Raw genomic sequence first — 22116 nt, forward strand, 5'->3', positions numbered from 1 at the left:
TCGACTCAAAAATCGCTGCTGGCACAGTTAAATTTATTCACACCCACCTGCTAATTGTTATTAAATTATTGAATTTTTGTTAAAAGTATGTTACAATTTGTTAAGACCGTCTAAGACTATAATAGATAAATAACCCAATTTTGATCCATGCTTAATTCCAATTTGCCCGAGCCAGAATTGCTCAAAGCGTTACTGGAACCGCTGTTAGAGGATTTCAATTACTGGTTCGATCGATCGGCAAACCTCTTAGAAACTGAGGAAATTCCCTTTCTGGGCGACGAGGATCAATCTGACTTGCTGGCGCGAGTCAAACAGGCTCAGCAAGAAGTAGGCGCTGCTAAAGCTCTATTTCAAGCAACCGGAGGTCAAGTTGGGATTGAAACAGCAGCACTGATGCCGTGGCACAGACTGCTCGCCGAATCCTGGCAAGTATCGTCGCGCTTTCGCTCATGGCAGTCAGCTCCCCCAGGAAAATAAGGAAGCGAGTTCAAGTTAAACTTGCAGTTAAATCCCAAACTTTTGGAAATGTGGCGGCCCACTTGACAAGCTCAAACAGATTTCCAGTTAATAAGTTATTACTTGCTGAAACATTTTTGTAAATTGCTGTGTGGCTGTTTAGCCCGGAGAAGAAGATAATGTTGCACCTGCTTTATATTTTAGCTTTTACCGTTCTTGCCTTTCTGGCAGTCGGTAACTTAATCCGCAGTCTAGTCACCGTTGGTATGGAGTCCCAGCGCCCTCAACAGTTCAGGGCAAATAATCCCTACCCATCCTATCCTCGCTCTCAATCGGTACCGCATCCAGAACTTTTAGACGAGCACGGCAACATAGTCAACGAGCCGCTGTTAGTGATGCGTTCGCTGACTGTGCAAGACGCGCGCGAACAATTAGATGCTCTCTACAAATCATCTCCGGGCGGCAGCGACGAAGGGGGCGAACTAGCCTGATACAACGACAGTCACAGCATTTATACTCAGGCGCTATGCCTCAAAAAAAAAATAGGACTTACACGCTAGGTGTCCGAAACCCTTTTTCTTCATAGATTTTGGTGAAAATCGTTTCCGCGCTTCAACGGAATAATAATTTTCCGATTTCAGTGCGAGCTTAATATCTCGCGACGATGCTCGCACCCTTGGCATTATTCCGAATCTAACCAGATTGGATATAAGTCCTCAAAATAATTGGCCGTTAGTTTTTAACTAATGGCCAATTATTTGGGATTTTTGAAAGTTTAATTGCCGATTAGCCAGATCGATCGCCAAAAACCGGTTCGCCAAAAACCGATACAGATGGCACTGATATCAAATAGCTCAAGAATAGTATAATGCAAGAGATCCGCAAGCGGTGCCTAACAAGTCTGAATGGTAAGAGTGCTAACGCCCAAATCCCAGCCTGAATAGATGAGTTAGCGTCAAAACTTAGAGGTAAAAACAGGTGACTTTGGGATGAACTCAAGGTCTTGGAGGCATACCTCTGCTTAGATTCGTCTAAATGATATGGCTAGTATGATATGACTTAAACAGTCGTGTTATGAAGCATAAATGTATCAGATACTGAAAAGGGATCGCTCTAAACCTCCTATCGATCCTGTTTTGTCATCGGCAAAAATGCACGTTTAAGGCTAGATGATCGTCCCTATTTCGCTACTGGCAGAACTTCTGCGAGCTTTGCCCCAACTGCGGGCACAAATTTATTTCAAATCTTCCATGACAGCCCTGTCTCACGCGATGGAAGACTTAGTTTTGGCGGGTTCTGACGACGAACCGCTAGTCATTGCCAGCTTTCAGCAAGAGCGCTTCTACCGCCATGAAGCTCACCGCTATCGACGAATTGCCGCTCTATCTTCTCAGGTATACGTGCTATCATCACCGGAAACTGAGTTTAAAAACTCCTCAGAACATCACGAAACTGTGGCGTTTGCACCGGAGGACGGATTAAGTAAAGAGTGGCACTTAGTGGTGCTGGGGCAAAACTACTCAACTTGCCTGATTTGTCAAGAAAAAATTGTGCCGATCGACAACCAGGACGATCACGGGCCACTGTTGATGGATCAAGCTCGCAGATTTGAAGGAATTTGGACGTTCGATCGCGAGGTAAGTTCCAAAGCTGCCGCATTGTTGCTCGATAGAATTGTCAATTATCGCCCGGAATTGGCCGAAAAGATCGATCGAGCCCGAACTACTTACAAGCTAGTCAAAACACCGAAAAAAACGAGGAAATCCGCCACTTCCAAAGCCGCCAAACCCGACATAAGTAGGGGAAAAAACTCAAAAATTCCCAATCCCAAATTGAGCGATGCTTTTACCGAACGCTTAGTAACCTACTTGCAAGCAGGCCAGCACAAACTGCTCAAAGCATACAGCGCCATCGCCGCTCAGGAACGCAAAGAACGCCTGGTAAACTTAATTACCACCGCAATGCGCCAGTCTCTCAACCCACAAGAAATCGTCGAAGTCGCAGTGCAAGAACTGGGAACTGCCCTGTCGGCAAGCCGATGTTTGATTTATCGGTGCAAGGCCACAGATATTGCAGTCAAAATCGATCGCGAGTTTTTGGCTCCTGGCGCTAGTTCCGTGCTGGAGCAGACTTGGCTGTTGCAGGAAAATCAAATATGGAGCGACGCGGTGGCGCGGCAAGAGCGTGTTTACATTCAAGACACAGTACAACACCCGTTGATTGTCAATACAAAATTCCTGAAAAAAACTGTAAAAAATTGGCAAATAGTCTCTTGGTTAATGGTGCCAGTGCTTTATCAGGGGCGGGTTTTGGGAATGGTGGAAATGCACCAGTGCCGATCGGTTTTACCTTGGGAAGAAGACGAAATTGCTTTAGTAGAGGCGATCGCCACCCAACTCGGAGCGGCCTTAATTCAAGCAGAAACCTACGCTCATTTAGAAGAACTCAACCAACAATTAGAAGCATTAGACCGCACTCGCAGCAATCTCATAGCCATCACCGGACACGAACTCCGAACTCCACTTTCGACGATTCAAGTATGTCTAGAAAGTCTGAACTCGGAGCCAGATATGCCCCAAGAATTGCGGCAAATCATGTTAGAAACTGCCCTAGGTGATGCCGATAGAATGCGGAAACTGGTGCAGGATTTCTTAACACTTTCTAACCTAGAAAGCGGACAAGTTAAATGGAATGTAGAATCGCTGACGCTGCAAGAATGCGTTGATTTGGCCCTCAGCAGCGTGCGATCGGGCGGCGGACTCGATCGAGAGTTACCGGAAATTATCGCCGAAGTGTCCGCAGAATTGCCTTTAGTGCAAGCTGACGGAGAGTGGTTGGTGGAGGTGCTCTCCAAACTGCTAGACAACGCTTGCAAATTCACCACACCTCAAGGAAGCGTGACAGTGCAAGCGAAATACAATGGTTCTCGGATGGTGGAAGTGCTCGTAGCCGATACGGGGAGGGGAATAGAGGCGAACAGTTTAAAAGTAGTGTTCGATCGATTTTATCAAGAAGAAGGAGCTTTGCGCCGCAGCGCCGGCGGTACTGGTTTGGGATTGGCAATTTGCAAGCAGATTGTTGCTGGCTGGGGCGGTAAAATTTGGGTGGATTCCGCAGGAAAAGACCGAGGAAGTGAATTTCACTTTACTATTCCCACTGTTGAGAATCAATTGACAAGTGTTAACTCATGACTAATCACTAATGACTAATTAATAATGACTGCAAACTACCCCTCAGTCTATCCTAAATTGGAATACCGATCGCCAACTCTGTTCCACCTTCTAGCGATGACAAACATTTCCAAGTTCCCCAATATTTTTGAGTTACTATCTGATAGCCAATAGACAGTCCCCATCCCGTACCTTTGCCTGCTGCTTTAGTTGTAAAAAATGCCGTAAACAATTTTGCTCTGACTGATATCAAATCTGTTAGCATCGGAATTATTCCTATCTCGCTTCTTTTCATCTGCGTGAATCAGTGTCAATCCAGTGTCATCTGCGGTTAATACATTCTCTTTTTTTCACCGCAGATGAGGGCAGATGCAACACAGATTAACGCAGATAAATTAGATCAATTCCGGTTGCACCATCGGTGATTGTTGACCCTTCGGCTTCGCTCATGGCATCGCTGTTGACTGGATTTTACTATTCCGATACTACCGGAATTGATATGATTCCGGCATTTCCAGTCGGCTGTCAGCAATGCGAATCAAAATCATGTGGATTATTTCCGGTTTGGTCAGGTAACAAAAGCACAGGGGATTTAAGCCCCCACCTTTAGGTGGATTGTTTTTAGGCAGGGGCTTAAATCCCCTGCCTAAAAACTTCGCTGTCAACCCTTCGACAAGCTCAGGGCAAGCTGTCAACCCTTCGACAAGCTCAGGGCAAGCTGTCAACTGTCAACTGTTAAGAAAATACTTGCTTAAAGCCCTCGAACAAAGTTAAAAAACCGGGTTTGTGAGCGTCTGAGCGCGCAAGTATCGATCGACTTAATCGATCGACCGAGACACGATAGCACAGAAAAGTTTTCACTGCAGAACCAGCCTCCGCTGCTACACCCTTTCTCACCCTGTGAGATCAGCCTTAAAGGTGATGTGGCCACGCGGTGTTCAGCTTTAAAATCAAAAGTATCAAAGCAGATTCAGGATGCGCTTGCCGTCTTCAACCCGGTTTGGCGACAGAATACCTAGGGAGGCTGCCGAAAATTAATACCAGTTTAAAAAAAATAATCCAACTGTAGGTAAGCTGCAAACCCCGATAGTAATCAGTCATGCCGAATCTAAAATCTAAAATCTAAAATCTAAAATCTCAAGTGGTATAAGTCTCCTGTCCACAAGTCGTGAGATGGTAAAAGTCGCTCGAATCTGTTGAGGCACTGCCGACGCCAGTGTTGATTCGTGAAAAATTGAGAATGCAAATGTTTCGCCCGGAAAAAGTTTTTTTCCAGAAGAATACTCAAACCTAGAGGTTAGGAAAATCGATTATGTCACCTACAACCCAGATGAAATCTACTCAACCTATGGCCAAAAAGCCACAACTACAATTAGGTTCTCAAGGTAAAGCGGTATTGGAACTCGAACAACTGCTAACCAAGTTACAACTTTATCGGCATCCTGCTAAAGGAATTTTTAACAAAGCAGTTGATTTTTCTGTGAAACTGTTTCAGTTTCGGGTTTTCTTGTCGCCGGACGGTATTGTCGGGCCGCTGACTTGGCAGGCGCTTTATACTTCTGCTCCAGTTAATATGCCGGTACTCAAATTCGGCAGTTCTGGGGAAGCAGTCGCTACTGTTCAGGAAGTTCTCAAAACTTCCAACCATTATGGTGGTAGAATTGACGGCGACTTTGCTACTTTGACGGACAAAGCTGTTCGCGCATTTCAAAAAAGCTTTGGGATTGAGGCCGACGGGATTGTCGATCAAGAAACTTGGACTGCTTTGAGCCAAATTCCGCGTGGCTATGACCCTAATAGGTTCTTGACTTAGGGTTGGCACGGTAAATTGTTCGATCGTGTGTGGGGGGAAATTGGGGGAATGTGCGATTATTCGGGTGCCCCACAAGCACCAGAATAATTGCTGTTTTTTTTTGATTATTTTTTCGGGATTCGTGCTGCCTAATTTTGTTTTCTAACTTTGGTGGAAATTACCAATTATCAATTATTAATTACTAATTATCAATTATCAGAAGAGATCGATCGCCAAAAAACTGTTAACTTTCCTTACAATTTCGACAGCCGTGTCGCCTCATGATGATACGATGCCGTAAAAATCCTTTGGATATGTTTATGGCAGAAGAACTCACTGGACAACCCCCAATCTTCGGCGGCAGCACCGGCGGCTTGCTGACCAAGGCGCTAGTTGAAGAGAAGTACGCGATCACTTGGACTAGCCCCAAGGAACAGGTGTTTGAAATGCCTACAGGCGGCGCTGCAATCATGCGTCAAGGCGACAACTTGCTGTATCTGCCCCGGAAGGAGCAGTGCATCGCTTTGGGCGGCCAGCAACTGCGGGCGAAATTCAAAATCTCGAACTACAAAATCTACCGCGTATTTCCCGACGGTTCTAATGAGTACCTGCATCCCAAGGATGGCGTGTTCCCTGAGAAGGTGAACGAAGGTCGTCCTTACGTCGGTAAGATTGACCGCAATATTGGTAGCAATCCCAATCCGATTAAGGTCAAGTTCACTGGTAAAAAAACCTACGAAGTTTAGGTTTTGAGCTAATCGCTGAGCTATTTTCGGGTAGTATTTCCTGAAAAGCTCAGCTTGCATTTTATAGTTTGTAGTAGCGCTTGGACGGCAGAAGCTTTTTTTGATCGCCCAATCGCCACTGCAAACTTCAAATGCGATTAAAAATTAATAAAAATTAATAATTAAATTAACCATGAATCTGGTAATCAGGCGAGCAACTCATGAGGATATAGATGTTTGCGCTGGCATTACTTATGAAGCTTTTAAAGATATTTCCGATCGCCATTTCTTCCCTAACACAGATTTTCCGACGCAGGATTTCTCAACTGAGATTATTAGCCTTTTTATCGAAAGTCCGGTTTTTTTTGGCATCGTAGCTGAGAGTGATGGTGCGGTTGTCGGCTGCGGTTTTATGGACGAACGCAACCCGATTCGTGGTATCGGGCCCGTCAGTGTCGATCGAGCTTTTCAGGGCCGCGGCGCGGGACGGGAAATCATGAAAGCCGTGCTAGAACGGGGAAAAGACGCGGCAGGCATCCGTTTGGTTCAGGAATCTTTTAATATGGCTTCGCTGTCGCTGTACGCTTCTCTGGGTTTTGAGGTGAAGGAACCTTTCGTGTTAATGGAGGGGAAGTTTCGCAGCCAGCCGCAGTATGGGTTTGAGGTGCGGCCGCTGACTGGTGAGGATGTGGGCGAATGTCAGGCTTTGTGCGAAAAAGTATGCGGGTGCGATCGAACTTCGGAGATTGAAGACGCCCTGAATTTCTTTTCTCCCTTCGTTACTTGCAAACAAGATCGGATTGTGGCTTATACTTGTGCGGTGTCGGCTTTGGGCCACAGCGTCGCGGAAAGTGAAGCGGATATGCAGGCTTTGCTCTTGGGGGCTGCTGCGTACAGTTCCGAAGAATTGCTTTCTTTTCACTTGCCGCTGAGGTACGCAAGTTTGTTTCGTTGGTGTTTGCAATCCGGGCTGCGCGCCGTCAAACCGATGGCGGTGATGGCAGTGGGCGAGTATCGGTCGCCGGAGGGATGTTGGCTTCCGTCTTTTGTTTATTGATTGCAAGTAAAGTTAGTATAGCAACCGCCATTCAAGGTATTGACATAAAGCACCTCATGAAGAAACCCCTGAGATCCCCAAGCGATCGCTCTCCAATTTGATTCCTGTCAACTGTCAACTGTCAACTGTCAACTGCTATATATGATGTTTCCCGACTTCTCACAATTTTCAGAACTGGCTAAACAAGGCAATTTTGTGCCCGTGTATCAAGAATGGGTTGCTGATTTGGATACGCCAGTGTCTGCGTGGTATCGGGTTTGTGCCGGTCAACCCTACAGTTTTCTGCTGGAGTCGGTGGAAGGTGGGGAGAAAATCGGGCGTTATAGTTTCTTAGGGTGCGATCCGCTGTGGATTTTGGAGGCTAGGGGATCTCGCACAACTCAAGTTTACCGCGACGGTTCCCAAAAAGTATTTGCCGGCGATCCGTTTGCAGCATTAAACGAGTGTTTGCAGCCCTACAAACCAGTAAAATTGCCACAATTACCAGCGGGAATTGGCGGGTTATTCGGTTTTTGGGGTTACGAGTTAATTAAGTGGATTGAACCGCGAGTTCCCGTCCATCCGGCTGCAGAAAACGATTTGCCGGATGGGTTGTGGATGCAGGTTGATAATTTGCTGATTTTTGACCAGGTGAAGCGCAAAATTTGGGCCGTCGCCTATGCGGATTTGCGGGAGACTGGCGTTGATTTGGCCGAGGCTTATGGGGCGGCGTGCGATCGCGTTTCTCAGTTAGTAAATAAGCTGCAATCCCCGCTTTCCCAGCAATCTACTCTCATAGAATGGACTCCGCCGAGGGACGAGCAAGATGTCGGCTCCACAAATGAAAATACAGAATTAGCTTACACCAGCAATATCACCCGCGACAAGTATTGTGAAAATGTCTTGAAAGCCAAGGACTATATCACAGCCGGAGATATTTTTCAGGTAGTAATTTCGCAGCGGCTGGAGGCGGAATATAGCGGCGATCCTTTTGCACTTTACCGTTCTTTGCGTCTAATTAATCCTTCTCCGTACATGGCTTATTTCAATTTCGGAGATTGGCAGATTATCGGTTCTAGTCCTGAGATTATGGTGAAGGCAGAAAACACTGCCGACGGCAAAAAGATTGCAACTTTGCGGCCGATTGCCGGCACGCGCCGCCGGGGAAAAACTCCCGAACTAGATGATGCTTTGGCTGCGGAATTGCTGCAAGATCCGAAGGAAATTGCGGAACACGTCATGTTAGTTGATTTGGGTAGAAATGATTTAGGCAGAGTGTGCCGAAATGGTACTGTCAAAGTTGATGAATTAATGGGAATTGAGCGTTATTCTCATGTGATGCACATTGTGAGCAATGTAGTGGGAGAATTGGCCGAGGATAAGACAGCTTGGGATTTGTTGAAAGCTGGTTTTCCTGCGGGTACGGTTAGCGGTGCTCCGAAGATTCGCGCGATGGAAATTGTGCACGAGTTAGAAGGTTGCCGTCGCGGCCCCTATTCTGGGGTTTACGGGTATTATGATTTTGAAGGACAGTTGAATAGCGCGATCGCAATTCGGACTATGGTTGTTCAATCGCAGGGTGGCGATAAACATTCGGTTTCTGTGCAAGCCGGTGCTGGTTTGGTGGCAGATTCTAACCCGGATCTGGAGTACGAAGAAACTCTGAATAAAGCCAGGGGTATGTTGCAGGCAATTCGCTGTTTGAAGTAATTAGAAGGAAGAAGGAAGAAGGAAGAAGTCATTAGTCATTAGTCATCAGTCAGTAGTTATTTGTTATTTGTTATTTGTTATTGGTAACAACTGGCAACTGGCAACTGGCAACTGACTGATGACTAATGACAACTGACAACTGACAACTGACAACTGACAACTGCTTTCCGTACAACGTCATCAGGAAGATGGAAGAAGGAAGGCTTTGTGAGCGCGTACAACCAAAGAAACCGGGTTTTTTAGATAATTTGAGGGTGAAAACGAAGTATTGTCGTAAAAAACCCGGTTTCTGAAAACTCCTGACTAAAAACTACTGTTGCAAGAGGAAAATATGAATTTTTATATAGTTGATGTGTTTGCCGAGTCAAAATATGCTGGCAATCAGCTAGCTGTATTTTGCGGCGCTGGAGTTGCCGAGCTCTCAGAGGCCGAAATGCTGCTGATAGCGAGGGAAATCAATTATTCTGAAACCACGTTTATTCGATCGCCCGATCGGCGAAATAACGGCTACGACGTGCGGATATTCACGCCCAAGAAGGAATTGCCCTTTGCCGGTCATCCGACGTTGGGCACTGCGTTTGTGTTGCAGCAAGAGATAATTGGCGAAAAGGTCGATCGAGTAATGCTCAATTTAGCGATCGGTCAAATTCCTGTCACCTTTAATTATCACAATCAATCCGCAGATATTTTATGGATGCGACAAAACCCGCCAACATTCGGTCAAGTTTTATCAGCCGAAACTATCGCCAGCATCCTGAATTTAGAAGTCGATGAAATTGATTTAAAATTCCCGATTCAAGAAGTTTCCACTGGAGTGCCGTTTATCATTGTACCGTTAAAAACCCTCGCAGCGCTCAAAAAAGCTCAAGTTAACTTAGACAAATATTTTGAACTGATTAATACCACAGAAGCCAAAGAAATTTTAATTTTCTGCCCGGAAACCTACAGCGACATTAATGATTTAAGCGTCCGAGTTTTCGCCCCTTCCCTAGGAATTCCCGAAGACCCGGCGACGGGCAGTGCCAATGGCTGTTTGGCTGGATATTTGGTAGAATATGGTTATTGTGGGGAAGCCAAGATTGATGTGAGAGTCGAACAAGGTTATGAGATTAATAGACCTTCTTTGTTGTTGCTGAAAGCTCAAAAAAATCAGGAAGAAATAGAAGTTTTGGTTGGTGGTAAGGTGGTGATGGTGGCGAAAGGAGAATTTGTTTAGATTTAATGCCAAATTCTTAACCGCAGATGAACGCAGATATACGCAGATATGTATAAATTTTTTCAATAGTTCTTGTCAAGAAATCTACTTTCTGAGAGTCAGTTGATTGTTGTTATACCAATTTCATAAAGTAGCGCTAGATATTCCCCCCCAACCCCCCCGCGAGTTCGGGGGGGCTAAGACTTCATCAGCACATCTTTATAAAATTGGTATTACTCAACAGCAGAGACTTTTATTTGCAAGAGGTGAAGTTGTCAGCACTCAAATAGTTTTGCTTGTTTTTAGTATTGCCGTCGATGAATTGCTAGCCTAAAAAAAATGAGTTCAATTTAATTATTTCCCATCAAAATTGCTGAATATGAGGTAGCTCATATTCAGTGTGGGCTGTTATTGTTACAGTGAAAAAGTCATCCATACCAAATACTTTCCCATGCTGCAAACATTTTCGCGGACTTTAAATGTATCCCCTGAAGATTCAGAAGCGCTGCTTTCGCTTCCATTAACTACCTTGCTGGAATCACCGGAGTTAAATCAAGTTTTGGGGAGTCTCGATACTGCTTTGCTCAAAGAAACTTTACCCACTGCTGGAGCTGTTTTAGCGAAAAAGCTGCCGCCTTTTTACGACTGGTTGCAAACAGAACTAGGAATTAAAAATGTCCCGGACAGTCCCGATCATACTACTAAATGGGTAGTGGGTTTTTTGAAGAATCAAGAAAGTTTAACTCGTTTAGTTGAATTGCACAAATCGATTCCCAGCAAAGCATTAGAAAGATCGATCCCTCGCTTAGTTAGCACTTTTGATGAGGTTGAACCCGCCGCGGTTAAGGAAGAGTGGGAAAAAGCGATAGCGGCACTTTGTCTGGTACTCGCCGCCGCAGCGCGGGAAAATCAGCCCTCTGCTACCTGAAGCAATTTGGTCTGAGTTTAAACAAAGCGACTTTTTCGGAAAGTTTGTAATTGAGCGCGATCGATCTGAACGACTACCGGCTTTTTCTTGTTGAGGACGATCGCATTGTGTCTATTTACCAAAAGCAACTGAGCCAATATTGCCACAATCGCGCGCCTTTTGAGAAACTTGCCTTCAAAACGCGCCATTCGGACGATCGCCTCTTCTAGCTTGTAACAACAGTTTTCCCCTTTCTGGGAAATCACAAAAATTGTTCCCGGTATGTAATCGCCTTCATTTGCCCAGAAAGCATACCTTTCGCCTAAAGTAAAGTAGTGAAAAACATTGTTAGCGGTGGAAGTTTTAGCTAACTTTTCCGAAACCCCCAAAGAATTAAAAATTACAGTGGATCTAATATAATCCGGGTATTTTGCGGCTATTTGCTGAGCAACTTTGCCGCCCAAACTTTCTCCGATGACATCCGGCGGATTTCCGCTGTGAAATTGCTGTTTTATCCAATCAATAGCACCCGCAGTTTTCGCCGATTTTAATTGGCGTTCTAGTTTTGCCATAAATACATCGGGCGTATCTTCCAAAACGCGCTCGAAAGGATACCAAGAACCGTAGCCGCGAATCACGAGCACGGGCGGATTGTTCCCAGAAACGGGAAGGCGACTTTCAGCATAAAAACCAGTACCAGAGTCTTCAAAGACTTTTTCTATGATATAATTTCCATCCACAACTTGCCCTAGCTCGTGCCGAACGTAAATTGACGGATTGCTGGGTTTGAAAGTATCGTGTAGTTGGGGTTTGGCAAACTTTTCGTAGATAGCATCTAGCAAGTGCCTTCCTGTAGGGCGATCGACAAAATCCAATTGTATTGATCCGTACTAAACTAAAAACAATCTAAAAAAGGTTAATAGTCAGGACTAAAGTCCTGACTATTAACCTTGTGGAATTCTTACAAAACTCGCAAGGTACTCGCAATACTATCGACAGCTTCCATCGCCCGAATTTCAGCAAGCGCTTGCTGAAAATTACCTTCCCTCACATCGTGAGTCACCACCACAATTTCTGCTAAATTGCCGTGAATTCCAGTTTGCACAATGGACTCCAAACTAACTTTGTGGTTGCCAAAACAAGTCCCTAGTTTACCAATTACCCCCGGAGAGTCGCGCGTCAGAAAACGGGCGTAAAACCGAGTCACAAGTTCCTGCATTTCAGCAATTTTGCAGTAGTGTTGATGAGTGCAACTCAGCAAAGGATGGGGAATCGGAACAGTTTCGGTTTTCAGGATTGCCGCCACATTCAAAATATCCGATACCACCGCGCTAGCTGTGGGCCCCGCGCCCGCACCGCGCCCGTACAGCATCAATTGCCCGATCGGCTCTCCCTCGATTAAAATTGCATTGTAAACACCGTTGACACTCGCCAGCGGATGAGTCTTCGCCACAAAAGTAGGATGCACTCGAATCGAGAGGAGTTCCGCTTCTTCATCCCCATTTTGCTTGGAACTTAGGGATTTTTCCTCAGCAATAGCCAACAACTTAATCACAAATCCTAGCTTATCGGCATAGTCAATATCCGCCGCACTAACTTGTCTGATACCTTCGCAGTGAACATCGGCTAATTTGATGCGTCCGCCAAAAGCTAGCGAGGCTAAAATAGCAATTTTATCAGCCGCATCTAATCCATCTACATCCGCTGTAGGGTCAGCTTCAGCATAACCTAATTGCTGAGCGTCCGCGAGCACTTCGGCAAAGTCTGCACCTTCACTCTGCATCCGCGTCAGGATGTAATTAGTTGTGCCGTTAACGATGCCGGTCACACTTTTGATGCGGTTTGCACCTAAAGATTGTTTGAGGGTTTGAATGACTGGAATGCCACCGCCTACAGCAGCTTCTAACATCACATAAACGCCTTTTTCGTTAGCCGCGTCGAAGATTTCACTACCGTAGCGGGCGATAACTGCTTTGTTGGCGGTGACTACGTGCTTCCCGTTGGCGATCGCTTGCAGAATGAGCGATCGCGCCGGTTCCAATCCGCCAATCAGTTCTACTACAATATCAACTTCCGGGTCAGTGGCGATCGCCTCTAGGTCAGTTGTCAGCACATTTTCTGGCAATTGTAAAGACCGAGTTCGAGAAATATCGCGCACTCCCACCCGATAGATTTCCAATTCCTGCAACAGCGGATGGCGGCCATCTGGGGAGAGCAAAATCTCTGCTGTTCCCGCGCCAACTGTACCCAAACCTAGCAAACCAATTTTGAAAGCCACGACTTTGACCCGTTGAAACTCAATTAAGCCACAACCATTGTAGGCTATTCCTGTACCGGAGCAATCAAAATAGTATTGTAGGGTACGAATTCCCTACCTTATATCAAATCCGTTAGCATCGGAATAGTAAATTCGAGTTCACTGTTCACTGTTCACTGTTCACTGTTCACTGTCAACCGTCAACAGTCAACATCATTCCGGTGTAACCGGAAATGATATTACAAGTCGGATATAATTGCCCTAAAAACAATTGTAGGGCGAGCCAAGCCCACCCTACAAATCAGATTAAATCAGGTAACACATTAATAAGTTTCAACGTGCCAACGGTGCTCTTTCTTCAACTGTTTCTGATAGCCAGCCCAGTCAACACCGTGCTTGCTAGACGCGGCCGACATTCCCTCATCAATTCCGCCTTCCATCCCCTTCAAACCGCAGATATAAGTGTGAGTATTCGGCTTTTGAACCAATTCCCACAATTGGTCTGCGTTCTCTTTAATCCGGGTTTGAATGTACATCTTGCCGCCGTCAGCACTCTTTTGCTCGCGGCTGATGGCATAAGTCAAGCGGAAATTATCGGGGAACTCGCGCTGCAATTGTTCCAACTCTTCTTTATAGAGAATGTTGGGAGTGTAAGCAACTCCAAAGAACAGCCAAGCTAAACCTTTGAACTTGTAATCGGGATTATTTTCTTTAAACATCCGCCACAAATAAGCGCGGAAAGGAGCAATACCCGTACCGGTAGCCATCATAATCACGGTGGCTTCCTCGTCGTCGGGCAACAGCATTTCCTTGCCTACGGGACCGGTGATTTTGACATCATCTCCAGGTTGCAAACCGGTGAGAAAAGTTGAACAAACACCGAACACTTGTTCGCCAGTTTCTGGGCTTTTGTACTCTAGGCGGCGGACGCACAGAGAGACTGTTTTGTCGTCTACATCGTCTCCGTGACGGGTGGAGGCGATCGAGTAAAGCCGAATTTTGTGAGGTTTGCCGTTTTTATCCGTCCCATCGGGAATAATCCCGATACTTTGACCTTCGAGATAGTGTAACTTGCCTCCAGAAATGTCAAATTTGACGTGGCGGACTGTGCCCTCGCCGCCCTCTCTGACCATTTCTTCTGTAGAAATGCACTTACCAATATAGGGATTGGCCGGCTTGTAGAGGTTAACAGGAACCTGAACTTTTTCCTTGGCTTGAGTCATGGGCTTAGTTTTTTCTCCAGATTTCTGACTCTGTAGCCCTGCTTCTGGTGCGACTTTGCCATTAGTTTCGGGAGCGCCATTTAAAGGACGAATGCTGACTATTTTGCCACCCATGCGAATAATCCTTCGCATTTCTTGATTCATGCGATCGTAGGGCACGGAGATAAATACGCTGCCACTACGGCGAATCGGGTGACTTGTTTGGTCAGTTGCTTGGCTCTGACGCATACCCTCCACTTCGTAAACAAAGATGCGGCTGCCTGATTCTGAGTTTGCCGCAACACCAGATATGCTTGGGCTGTACATTTGTTGCTTGTCCTTCACGATACAGAGTTATAAAGAAAGAGAATGTGACGTTAGACTCAATTTACTTTTTTCTTAAGGCCATCGGGACTAATTGGCCGCGCCAATTTTTGGGCCTCGCCACGCGGGCGGGAGTGTTGAAGTTGCGATCGCTCGCGTTATCAAATCCCTACTAGCCGAACGCCGCGCTCACCGAGCCCGCTTTGCGTTCGGCTGTTGACCTATAGCTATTGTTGTCTGCGTACTGCCAATATTTTACCCGATCGGGGGATCTGCCCCGATAAGTCATTGTGATTTGGGGAGCGCCCCACCAGAGAAAGGAAGATTCGAGCAGTTTTAATGAGGTTGAGCTTGTAGGGGGCGAACGCCTTCTGGTAAGATTAACCACTAAAGTTAGTATTAATTACTTGCCTTGAAGATTGCTTGGGTCTGCCCGGGCAGGCAGTCAACTCACTGCTGTATGCTGGTGAGAACTCGATCGTCTCGGGGTAGCACAGCAGCACAAAGCCTGCTTGCCGCTACCTGCGGGCTGAAATTTTGTGGAATCTAGACTTGAGTTAGTTAGTAAACAGTGATTTTGTTAGAGGGAAACTATGACCAGTAAGCCGGATCGCGTGGTTTTAATTGGCGTTGCCGGAGATTCCGGATGCGGAAAATCTACTTTTTTACGCCGATTGACAGATTTGTTCGGGGAAGATTTCGTTACTGTAATCTGCCTCGATGACTATCATTGTCTCGATCGCAAGCAGCGCAAGGAAACAGGGATTACAGCCCTTGACCCCAGAGCAAACAATTTTGACCTGATGGCTGAGCAAATGAAGGCTCTCAAAGAAGGTCACGCGATCGACAAGCCGATTTACAACCACGAAACCGGTCTGCTCGATCCTCCTGAGCGGGTAGAGCCGAATCATGTGATTGTGATTGAGGGGCTGCACCCCCTGTACGACGAGCGAGTTCGATCGCTCATCGACTTCAGCGTCTACCTCGACATCAGCGACGAGGTAAAAATTGCTTGGAAAATCCAGCGCGACATGGCAGAACGGGGCCACCGTTACGAAGACGTGCTGTTTGCAATCAACGCTCGCAAACCAGATTTCACCGCCTACATCGACCCGCAAAAGCAATATGCTGATGTGGTAATTCAAGTGTTGCCGACCAACTTGATCAAAGATGACAAAGAGCGGAAAGTTCTGCGCGTGCAAATGATCCAGCGCGAAGGCGTCGCCAATTTTGAACCTGCGTATTTGTTTGACGAAGGTTCAACAATTAACTGGGTTCCTTGCGGCCGCAAGCTGACTTGTTCCTATCCCGGAATTAAGATGTACTACGGGCCTGATGCTTTTTACGGTCACGAAGTCTCGATTTTGGAAGTAGATGGTCAGTTCGAGAATCTCGAAGAAGTTATTTACATCGAAAGCCATTTGAGCAAGACTTCGGCGAAGTATGAAGGCGAGTTAACTCACCTGTTACTCCAGCACCGCGAATATCCTGGTTCCAACAATGGAACTGGTTTGTTCCAAGTGTTAGTCGGATTGAAGATGCGGGCGACTTACGAGAAGTTGACTGCGAAGGAAGCGAAAGTGGCTGTTAGTGTTTAGAACCCTGACATGAAAGATTTGGGAGGCGCAATTGCGCCTCTTTTTTTGTGGATAAATGAACCGCAGAGGGCGCAGAGGGCGCAGAGTAGAGTTAGGGGAAGGTGTTTGGAAGTAGAGAGGTTAAGAAGGTTTTTCCGGCTTCATTGAGGTTGCTATCTAGAGAAAAAGTTAGACTGCGAACTCGGATATCACCAATTTGTTGGTCTATGGGCGCTTTGAGATTTTGAGGGTAGATGAGAATTGCATTTTTACAGTTTAGTAGCGTTGCGTAGGTAACTACTTGATTACGATCCGTATTCTCTACTTTATCGGGAGCTTTGTATTTTGTATCCAGGACATACAGGATTTCATTTGTTTCTATATCGCGTAAAATTAAGTCCATCTTATCGAAATAAATTTTGTCATGTGTGACTCGGTGTTGTTGTTTGACAAAAAAGCCTTTTGGTGTATTTACGTTGAGCCATTCAGCGACAAATTGTTCATATAATTTAGCCATGTCTATGAGAAAAGGGAGCATTTCGCGATCGCCACTTTCGTGACTCGGCCCTGTATTATCTAAAAAGAATCGACATAAGGCGTGTAAAAGTTGATAATCTTGATTCAAACGGTGATAATTTCTATCAATGCAAGCTTCTGATTTAAAATGTTTTAATGTAACAAATCCTTGGAGTGCGTGAAAGGCTTTTCGCACAGTGGATGAAACAGATTCACGGCAAAAACCGCTGCGGCCAATGATGAAAAGTGTCCAAGCGAGTATTTGATTGTCTTCGATGTCGCCTGTTTGTTCGTTATAGTAGCATTTTAGTTTAACATCCCAAGGTTTTTGCAGGGCTGACCGCAAATCGACGCGGCCGCGAATGTAGGCGAGTCTTTCGGTTTTGGATAAGTAATCGCGATATAATCCTTTGCGACAGCGTTCTAGAATTTTTTGGGCAAGAATGTTAGCTAATCTCTCGTAACTTTCTTGTAAAGATTGGCACTGAATCGATCCTTGGGGAAATTTTATCTTAAGGTTGTAGGCATAGTCAATCATTCCGAAGAGGTTGTTTATCGAAACCTTTGGGCGGATGGCGATGTGAAATTCTGGAGTGATGGGAATGTTGCCCACTCTGCCTTTAGATTTTAAGTGCCATTGATATTTTGTTTTACGGTTGGGAAATTCTATCTCTATCTCCTTGGCATAATTCATATATATTTTATCTCCTACTGATTCGGGGATAAAATCTTGTTCAAAAGTTGCTAATTGATATTCTGTAAGTTCGATAGGTCGGCTGGATTCTGGTTTCATAATTGTGGTGGATGCAGTAAGGCCACTGTCTCGGCGTTAATGACGGCGTTAGATTATCAATTGCTCAATTTGTCTTTAATTTTATCCCAGAGAAATTCATCCATTTTTTCCAGGTTATCAAAGAAGTATTCTTCGAGGTATGGCTCAATTTCCATTTCCCAAATGTCTTTTATAATATCTTCATTTAATGGGTTGGTCAAAAAGAAAGAGATGCCTAGTTCATAGTGTTTGTTTTTAATTACCTCCTTATTGAGTTTTTCTAGAATACTAATTAATTTTTCAACTGGAAAACCTGTTTCCTCTCTCTGGTGATACTGTCGCAGGACTTCATAGTTAGGAGAAAGAGAGATGAATGCGAAGCGGCGACGGAGTGCATTATCAACTAAGGCAATAGAACGGTCTGCGGTGTTCATTGTGCCGATGATGCGGACATTTGTAGGGATTCTAAACTGTTTACCGCTGGCTAGTGTAATAAAGCGCTCTGTGTCGGGTCGGTCATCTAGGAGGTACATTAACTCGCCAAAGACTTGAGATAAATTTGCACGGTTAATTTCATCAATAATCAGAACACAAATGTCTTCACAGGCTTCGGCTTTTTCGCAAAATTCTAGGAATCTACCGGGAACTATGGGATAAGTTAATTGCCCGTCTTGACTTTGGGGGCGGAGGCCTTGAATAAAGTCTTCATAAGTATAAGCTGGATGAAATTGGATCGTGTCTGAGAAACCGTCACCCCCGCCGATTAAGTGTTGGGCGAGTTTTTGGGCAAGGAAGGTTTTTCCGGTTCCGGGCGGGCCTTGAATGATGGTTTGGCCTTTGCGGTTAATGGTGTGTATCCATTGGGTTAGTTGGGTTGTTTGAAAACCAGTAGTTTCGGAAATTTCTTGTAGTTGATACACTGGATTAAATTCCTTTTCATATACTGACAAATATTCACTGAGAATAATTGGAGTAAAATAATTATTGTCATCGTAAAAATTGAAAATCAAAAACAATGGAAATAGTTTTTTAAATGTTTGTCCTATTTTCCTAATTAAGCCATTAGCAGAAGATCCTAATATTTTTTGTGATTCAAGTGAGATTTGAACCTGAATTTTAGTAAGTTCTATGTTAACTTCATATGGTAGAATACCAGGTGACTCAGTGAAAATGTTTTCTAATAGTTCATAAACATTTTTTGCGGGTTCCATTCTGGAATTAAAATCCCAGTTAGTGAATTTAAAATCAGTTGCTTTCTGAGTCAAACAGAAGCTATAATTTTTTGGAAGTTGAGAACGTTTAAAGAGTTCGATCATATCATCATCTATATAAGGCAGTAGGCGAAATTCTTTTACTGCCTCAAAATCGTTACTTTCAGAAGAAAAACCAAAAGTTAATTTCTGGTTTTCAAGATTCAGCATTAACTGAGCACGACTTATACAATGCACAGTAGAAATGATATCTTTTAAATCAAAAATTATACTGTAGGCTGTCGATTCCAAATTACCTATTTCATTAATAGAGCCAAACCCCTCACGTTTGACATTTATATATTCTTTAATAAAATCAGGCAACTGCTCTTCTACCTGGCTGTAAATATACTTTAATGGCTCTTCTACATATTTTAAAAAATTTTTTTTGTGTGCTATGTAAAAATCTGAGTTGGGATTTTCATAAAATTGTGCCAATAAGTTAAATGTTTCTACTGAAAAAGGACATTCAGGATGTACAAAAATTTTTGCCATTTTTTCTGTATGTTTAAGGGGACTCAATTGTTGTTCTTAAATTATTGTAGCCGATCGCCCTTTCCGACACCAGATATCTGAGATGCGATCGCACCCACCATCCTTACCCACATCAATAGCCCTCCCAAACCAGTAACACAGGCAAAACCTCTAACAACTGTTCCCGGAAAATTTAAACTTGCGCCGAGTGACTAAGATTTACCAAATTGTGTCTATACTAGATAATTGAATCCGGCGATCGCGACTAATAACGGGTACATTAAGATACAAAGCAGTAGCAGCAATAATGCGATCGGGCAAATCGGGAATTTGCGATCGGTCAACTTGCCTTAAAGTTAAAGCTATAATGCGATCGAAAGGAATTTCAACCAATAAGGAACCATCGCTCTCAACTTCTCTCAAGAATAGATCGAGAGTAGTTGAATTAATCCGCCCTCTCTCGCTCAGATAGACAATTTCTGCTAATATAATTGATGAAAAAACCACCTGATTTCCTTCGGCAGCTATCTCTTCTATTGTCGTTCTAGCAGTCACCGAAAGTCGTGAATCGGCAAAGATATACCAGATAATAGCATGAGTATCAGCTACAGCACGCAGCATTAGAAATCCTCCCTTGGGAAATTCGCCCATTCTTCGCTGCGAACTTCATCTATATCAGCGACAGAGGGTGCAATTCCCAAGTCAGCACATAAACCCCACAATGATTTGCGGGGAGCGGGCCGAACAACTAATTCTCGTTCTATTTCAGGAACCATCCACTTAATCAATCGTAACTTTTCGGCTAGAGACAAGTGTTTAACAAGATTTAAAACCGCCTCAAAAGTCATGTTTTTTATGTTTCAATTGGTGATTGATGTAATTGTAGCATTTTGGCCACCAAGGACAGCATCACCAGGTTTGGGTTGAGAAGATTCGTTTACCACGGTTCCCGGAAAAGTTAAAACTGTGTCGAAACAATCTAAACGTGCTATATTCAACTCCGTAAACCCTGAACTTCCCTATCAGGTATTGCAAATTTATAAACGAGTCAACTGAATGCTGTCTACTTTCAAGAAATTAGCTTCAATTGCAATCTTCTTTGTCGCCGTAAAACTTTTACTGAATTATCCGCCTTTCAGAGAAGCAGAAAATTATATCGCAAATAGAAACCCAGCAAGTGCCACCTTAGACAATGGAACTCTGCAGCAAAAATCCAGCAGCCCGCCTCCTGTACCTCCCAAAAAATCACCGGAGCAAAAGTTTGATGTAGTAGTATATGGTGATGAAGTACCGGGGATATGTGCGGCGATATGGGCTAAGAAGACTTTAGGCGCAAAGGGCAAAGTTGCGATCGTGCGATCGAACTACGCAAGTGCTCCTTTGGGCGGCTTACTCACCCGCGGCGGTTTAGCTTACATCGATGTAGATAAAATCCCCGATTGGTACCGCCAACCTTACGCCCAATGTTTTAAGGAATTCTTAGATAAAGCAAATGCGCCCGAATCTTGCTTAGATCCAAAAAAGGCAGATCGAGCTCTCAAACAGATGCTTTCCGCCGCAGGAGTCAAAGTTATTTCCAACTCAACTCTTACTCCCCGCGTCGTAGACAAAAAAATTGAATATGCCGAAGTAAAAGGCAGCAATCTAATAATTAAAGCCAACTCTTTTATTGACGTAACTCAAGACGCCGAATTGGCAAGAAAAGCAGGATTATCTTATTATACAGGATATCAATCTCAAAATATAAAATCCAAAAATGAAACTTTAGCTGTCTCTGTAGTTCCGAGAATTACAGGGATAACGATGTCCGAGTTCCGCAGCATAGAAGATGAAATTCTATACAATAGGCCTTTGGTAAAAAAAATAAAAGAAAGCATTATGAAATATAAAGATCCGGCTAGTACAAAATTCTGGATGAGAAATTTCTGGAGTACGATTTATCAGCCATATACAGACGGCTACGACATTAGAAGCGTAGCTATAGGTGCAGCGTATCACATAGACAGAAAGCTGCCCTTCAGTCAAAATAAAGGATTCTTTTTTGATAAAGGCAATGTCTGCGTTTATAACAAAAATGTGCTGTCTTGGAACGGGTTTCTGTTTAAATACCAAGTTGACCAAATCATGAAGATGGAAGCTAACGGCAGAAAACCGACTCCTGAAATGATTAGAGAAATGTCATTTCTCCAATACTGGCTACAAAAGAAGTCTGGTAAAGATGTGAGAGTATTTCTTCCAGACGAGATTTATATCAGGCAAACTTTGAACGTTCGCGATGTGGTAGATCCGCTGACGGGCCAGGAGATTATCAAAGGGGGAACAGTACCTGAAAAGTCGATCGGCAGTTTTTCCTACGATTTCGATATGCGGGGCGGAGTCAAGAATTTATCTGCGAGAATTCCGCCGCTGCCAGTGTATAATTTTGGCATAGAAAGCGCTTTGGCTAGCAAAGTCAAGAATTTAGCCATTGTCGGGCGATCGTCCGGTTATGTCGGTATGGCGGTATCTGTCGGGCGAATTGCGACGGTGAATATTTATCAAGGACAAGGTGTAGGCGTGGCGGCTGGCTTGGCTAGCAAGTTAGGCGTGCCGCTGAATTCGATTACTTCGGCTGAAACGAAAAAAACTCTGGAGACTTTAACGGGGAAAACGACGTATTTGTCGGGGAGAGATACGAGTTATGGGGTGGATTATAAGGAGGTGAAATAGAGATTAAGAGGATTTTACCGCAGAGAGCGCAGAGCTCGCAGAGA

At 44.5% G+C, this 22116-nt stretch carries 20 protein-coding genes; 12 read left to right on the plus strand and 8 right to left on the minus strand.

Annotation, left to right across the window (positions count from 1 at the left end; genetic code table 11):
* Window positions 1-147 precede the first annotated feature (147 nt).
* From QUA58_RS07080 to QUA58_RS07090, 3 genes are all read left to right on the plus strand, one after another.
* Window positions 148-477 carry a DUF2605 domain-containing protein gene (locus tag QUA58_RS07080; RefSeq protein ID WP_333250397.1) on the plus strand — a complete coding sequence of 110 codons (330 nt, stop codon included), beginning with the start codon at window positions 148-150 and terminating at the stop codon, window positions 475-477.
* A 158-nt stretch (window positions 478-635) separates the two neighbouring features.
* The gene (locus QUA58_RS07085) at window positions 636-947 is read left to right on the plus strand and encodes a DUF2973 domain-containing protein (RefSeq protein WP_333250396.1); all 312 of its coding nucleotides are present in this window, start codon (window positions 636-638) and stop codon (window positions 945-947) included.
* Window positions 948-1625: 678 nt separating this feature from the next.
* The gene (locus QUA58_RS07090; RefSeq protein WP_333393454.1) at window positions 1626-3647 is read left to right on the plus strand and encodes a DICT sensory domain-containing protein; all 2022 of its coding nucleotides are present in this window, start codon (window positions 1626-1628) and stop codon (window positions 3645-3647) included.
* Between the two features lie 52 nt (window positions 3648-3699).
* Here QUA58_RS07090 and QUA58_RS07095 read toward each other — a convergent pair whose 3' ends face one another.
* Window positions 3700-3891 carry a hypothetical protein gene (locus QUA58_RS07095; protein WP_333393455.1) on the minus strand — a complete coding sequence of 64 codons (192 nt, stop codon included), beginning with the start codon at window positions 3889-3891 and terminating at the stop codon, window positions 3700-3702.
* Window positions 3892-4938: 1047 nt separating this feature from the next.
* Here QUA58_RS07095 and QUA58_RS07100 point away from each other — a divergent pair.
* The 7 genes from QUA58_RS07100 to QUA58_RS07130 all read left to right on the plus strand — a co-directional run bounded on the left by QUA58_RS07100 (window position 4939) and on the right by QUA58_RS07130 (window position 11012).
* Window positions 4939-5439, plus strand: coding sequence for a peptidoglycan-binding protein (locus tag QUA58_RS07100; RefSeq protein ID WP_333393457.1), 501 nt, complete (start codon window positions 4939-4941; stop codon window positions 5437-5439).
* Between the two features lie 299 nt (window positions 5440-5738).
* A complete protein-coding gene (locus QUA58_RS07105; protein ID WP_194012030.1) occupies window positions 5739-6164 on the plus strand; it encodes a photosystem I reaction center subunit II PsaD in 426 nt (141 codons plus the stop codon).
* Between the two features lie 172 nt (window positions 6165-6336).
* Complete coding sequence (locus tag QUA58_RS07110) at window positions 6337-7200, plus strand: GNAT family N-acetyltransferase (protein ID WP_333393458.1); 864 nt, start codon at window positions 6337-6339, stop codon at window positions 7198-7200.
* Window positions 7201-7341: 141 nt separating this feature from the next.
* Window positions 7342-8889 (plus strand): anthranilate synthase component I, encoded by a 1548-nt coding sequence (trpE, locus tag QUA58_RS07115; RefSeq protein WP_333250389.1) that lies wholly within the window; start codon window positions 7342-7344, stop codon window positions 8887-8889.
* A 331-nt stretch (window positions 8890-9220) separates the two neighbouring features.
* Window positions 9221-10105 (plus strand): PhzF family phenazine biosynthesis protein, encoded by an 885-nt coding sequence (locus QUA58_RS07120; RefSeq protein WP_333393459.1) that lies wholly within the window; start codon window positions 9221-9223, stop codon window positions 10103-10105.
* A gap of 106 nt (window positions 10106-10211) precedes the next feature.
* Window positions 10212-10418, plus strand: a complete 207-nt coding sequence (locus tag QUA58_RS07125; RefSeq protein WP_333276494.1) for a hypothetical protein — start codon at window positions 10212-10214, stop codon at window positions 10416-10418.
* 117 nt (window positions 10419-10535) lie between these two features.
* The gene (locus QUA58_RS07130; RefSeq protein WP_333250385.1) at window positions 10536-11012 is read left to right on the plus strand and encodes a hypothetical protein; all 477 of its coding nucleotides are present in this window, start codon (window positions 10536-10538) and stop codon (window positions 11010-11012) included.
* 17 nt (window positions 11013-11029) lie between these two features.
* On the opposite strand, the gene QUA58_RS07135 is transcribed toward QUA58_RS07130, so the two are convergent.
* The 3 genes from QUA58_RS07135 to petH all read right to left on the minus strand — a co-directional run bounded on the left by QUA58_RS07135 (window position 11030) and on the right by petH (window position 14777).
* A complete protein-coding gene (locus tag QUA58_RS07135; RefSeq protein WP_333250383.1) occupies window positions 11030-11866 on the minus strand; it encodes a hypothetical protein in 837 nt (278 codons plus the stop codon).
* Window positions 11867-11952: 86 nt separating this feature from the next.
* Complete coding sequence (locus QUA58_RS07140; RefSeq protein WP_333393460.1) at window positions 11953-13269, minus strand: homoserine dehydrogenase; 1317 nt, start codon at window positions 13267-13269, stop codon at window positions 11953-11955.
* A gap of 302 nt (window positions 13270-13571) precedes the next feature.
* Window positions 13572-14777 (minus strand): ferredoxin--NADP reductase, encoded by a 1206-nt coding sequence (gene petH, locus QUA58_RS07145; RefSeq protein ID WP_333393461.1) that lies wholly within the window; start codon window positions 14775-14777, stop codon window positions 13572-13574.
* A 590-nt stretch (window positions 14778-15367) separates the two neighbouring features.
* Between petH and QUA58_RS07150 the strand changes: the two genes are divergently transcribed.
* A complete protein-coding gene (locus QUA58_RS07150; protein WP_333393462.1) occupies window positions 15368-16372 on the plus strand; it encodes a phosphoribulokinase in 1005 nt (334 codons plus the stop codon).
* 91 nt (window positions 16373-16463) lie between these two features.
* Here QUA58_RS07150 and QUA58_RS07155 read toward each other — a convergent pair whose 3' ends face one another.
* From QUA58_RS07155 to QUA58_RS07170, 4 genes are all read right to left on the minus strand, one after another.
* A complete protein-coding gene (locus QUA58_RS07155; protein ID WP_333393463.1) occupies window positions 16464-17660 on the minus strand; it encodes a 5-methylcytosine restriction system specificity protein McrC in 1197 nt (398 codons plus the stop codon).
* 56 nt (window positions 17661-17716) lie between these two features.
* Window positions 17717-19384 carry an AAA family ATPase gene (locus QUA58_RS07160; RefSeq protein ID WP_333393464.1) on the minus strand — a complete coding sequence of 556 codons (1668 nt, stop codon included), beginning with the start codon at window positions 19382-19384 and terminating at the stop codon, window positions 17717-17719.
* A 198-nt stretch (window positions 19385-19582) separates the two neighbouring features.
* On the minus strand, window positions 19583-19984 hold the full coding sequence (locus QUA58_RS07165; protein ID WP_333393466.1) for a type II toxin-antitoxin system VapC family toxin: 402 nt from the start codon (window positions 19982-19984) through the stop codon (window positions 19583-19585).
* Window positions 19984-20211: a hypothetical protein gene (locus tag QUA58_RS07170; protein ID WP_333393467.1), complete on the minus strand. Its 228-nt coding sequence runs from the start codon at window positions 20209-20211 to the stop codon at window positions 19984-19986. The genes QUA58_RS07165 and QUA58_RS07170 overlap by 1 nt, the downstream gene beginning before the upstream one ends.
* Before the next feature lie 208 nt (window positions 20212-20419).
* Between QUA58_RS07170 and QUA58_RS07175 the strand changes: the two genes are divergently transcribed.
* A complete protein-coding gene (locus tag QUA58_RS07175) occupies window positions 20420-22072 on the plus strand; it encodes an FAD-dependent oxidoreductase (protein ID WP_333393468.1) in 1653 nt (550 codons plus the stop codon).
* Window positions 22073-22116: the final 44 nt, after the last annotated feature.

The sequence above is a fragment of the Microcoleus sp. N9_A1 genome (assembly GCF_036701795.1).
Taxonomy (GTDB): Bacteria; Cyanobacteriota; Cyanobacteriia; order Cyanobacteriales; family Microcoleaceae; genus Microcoleus.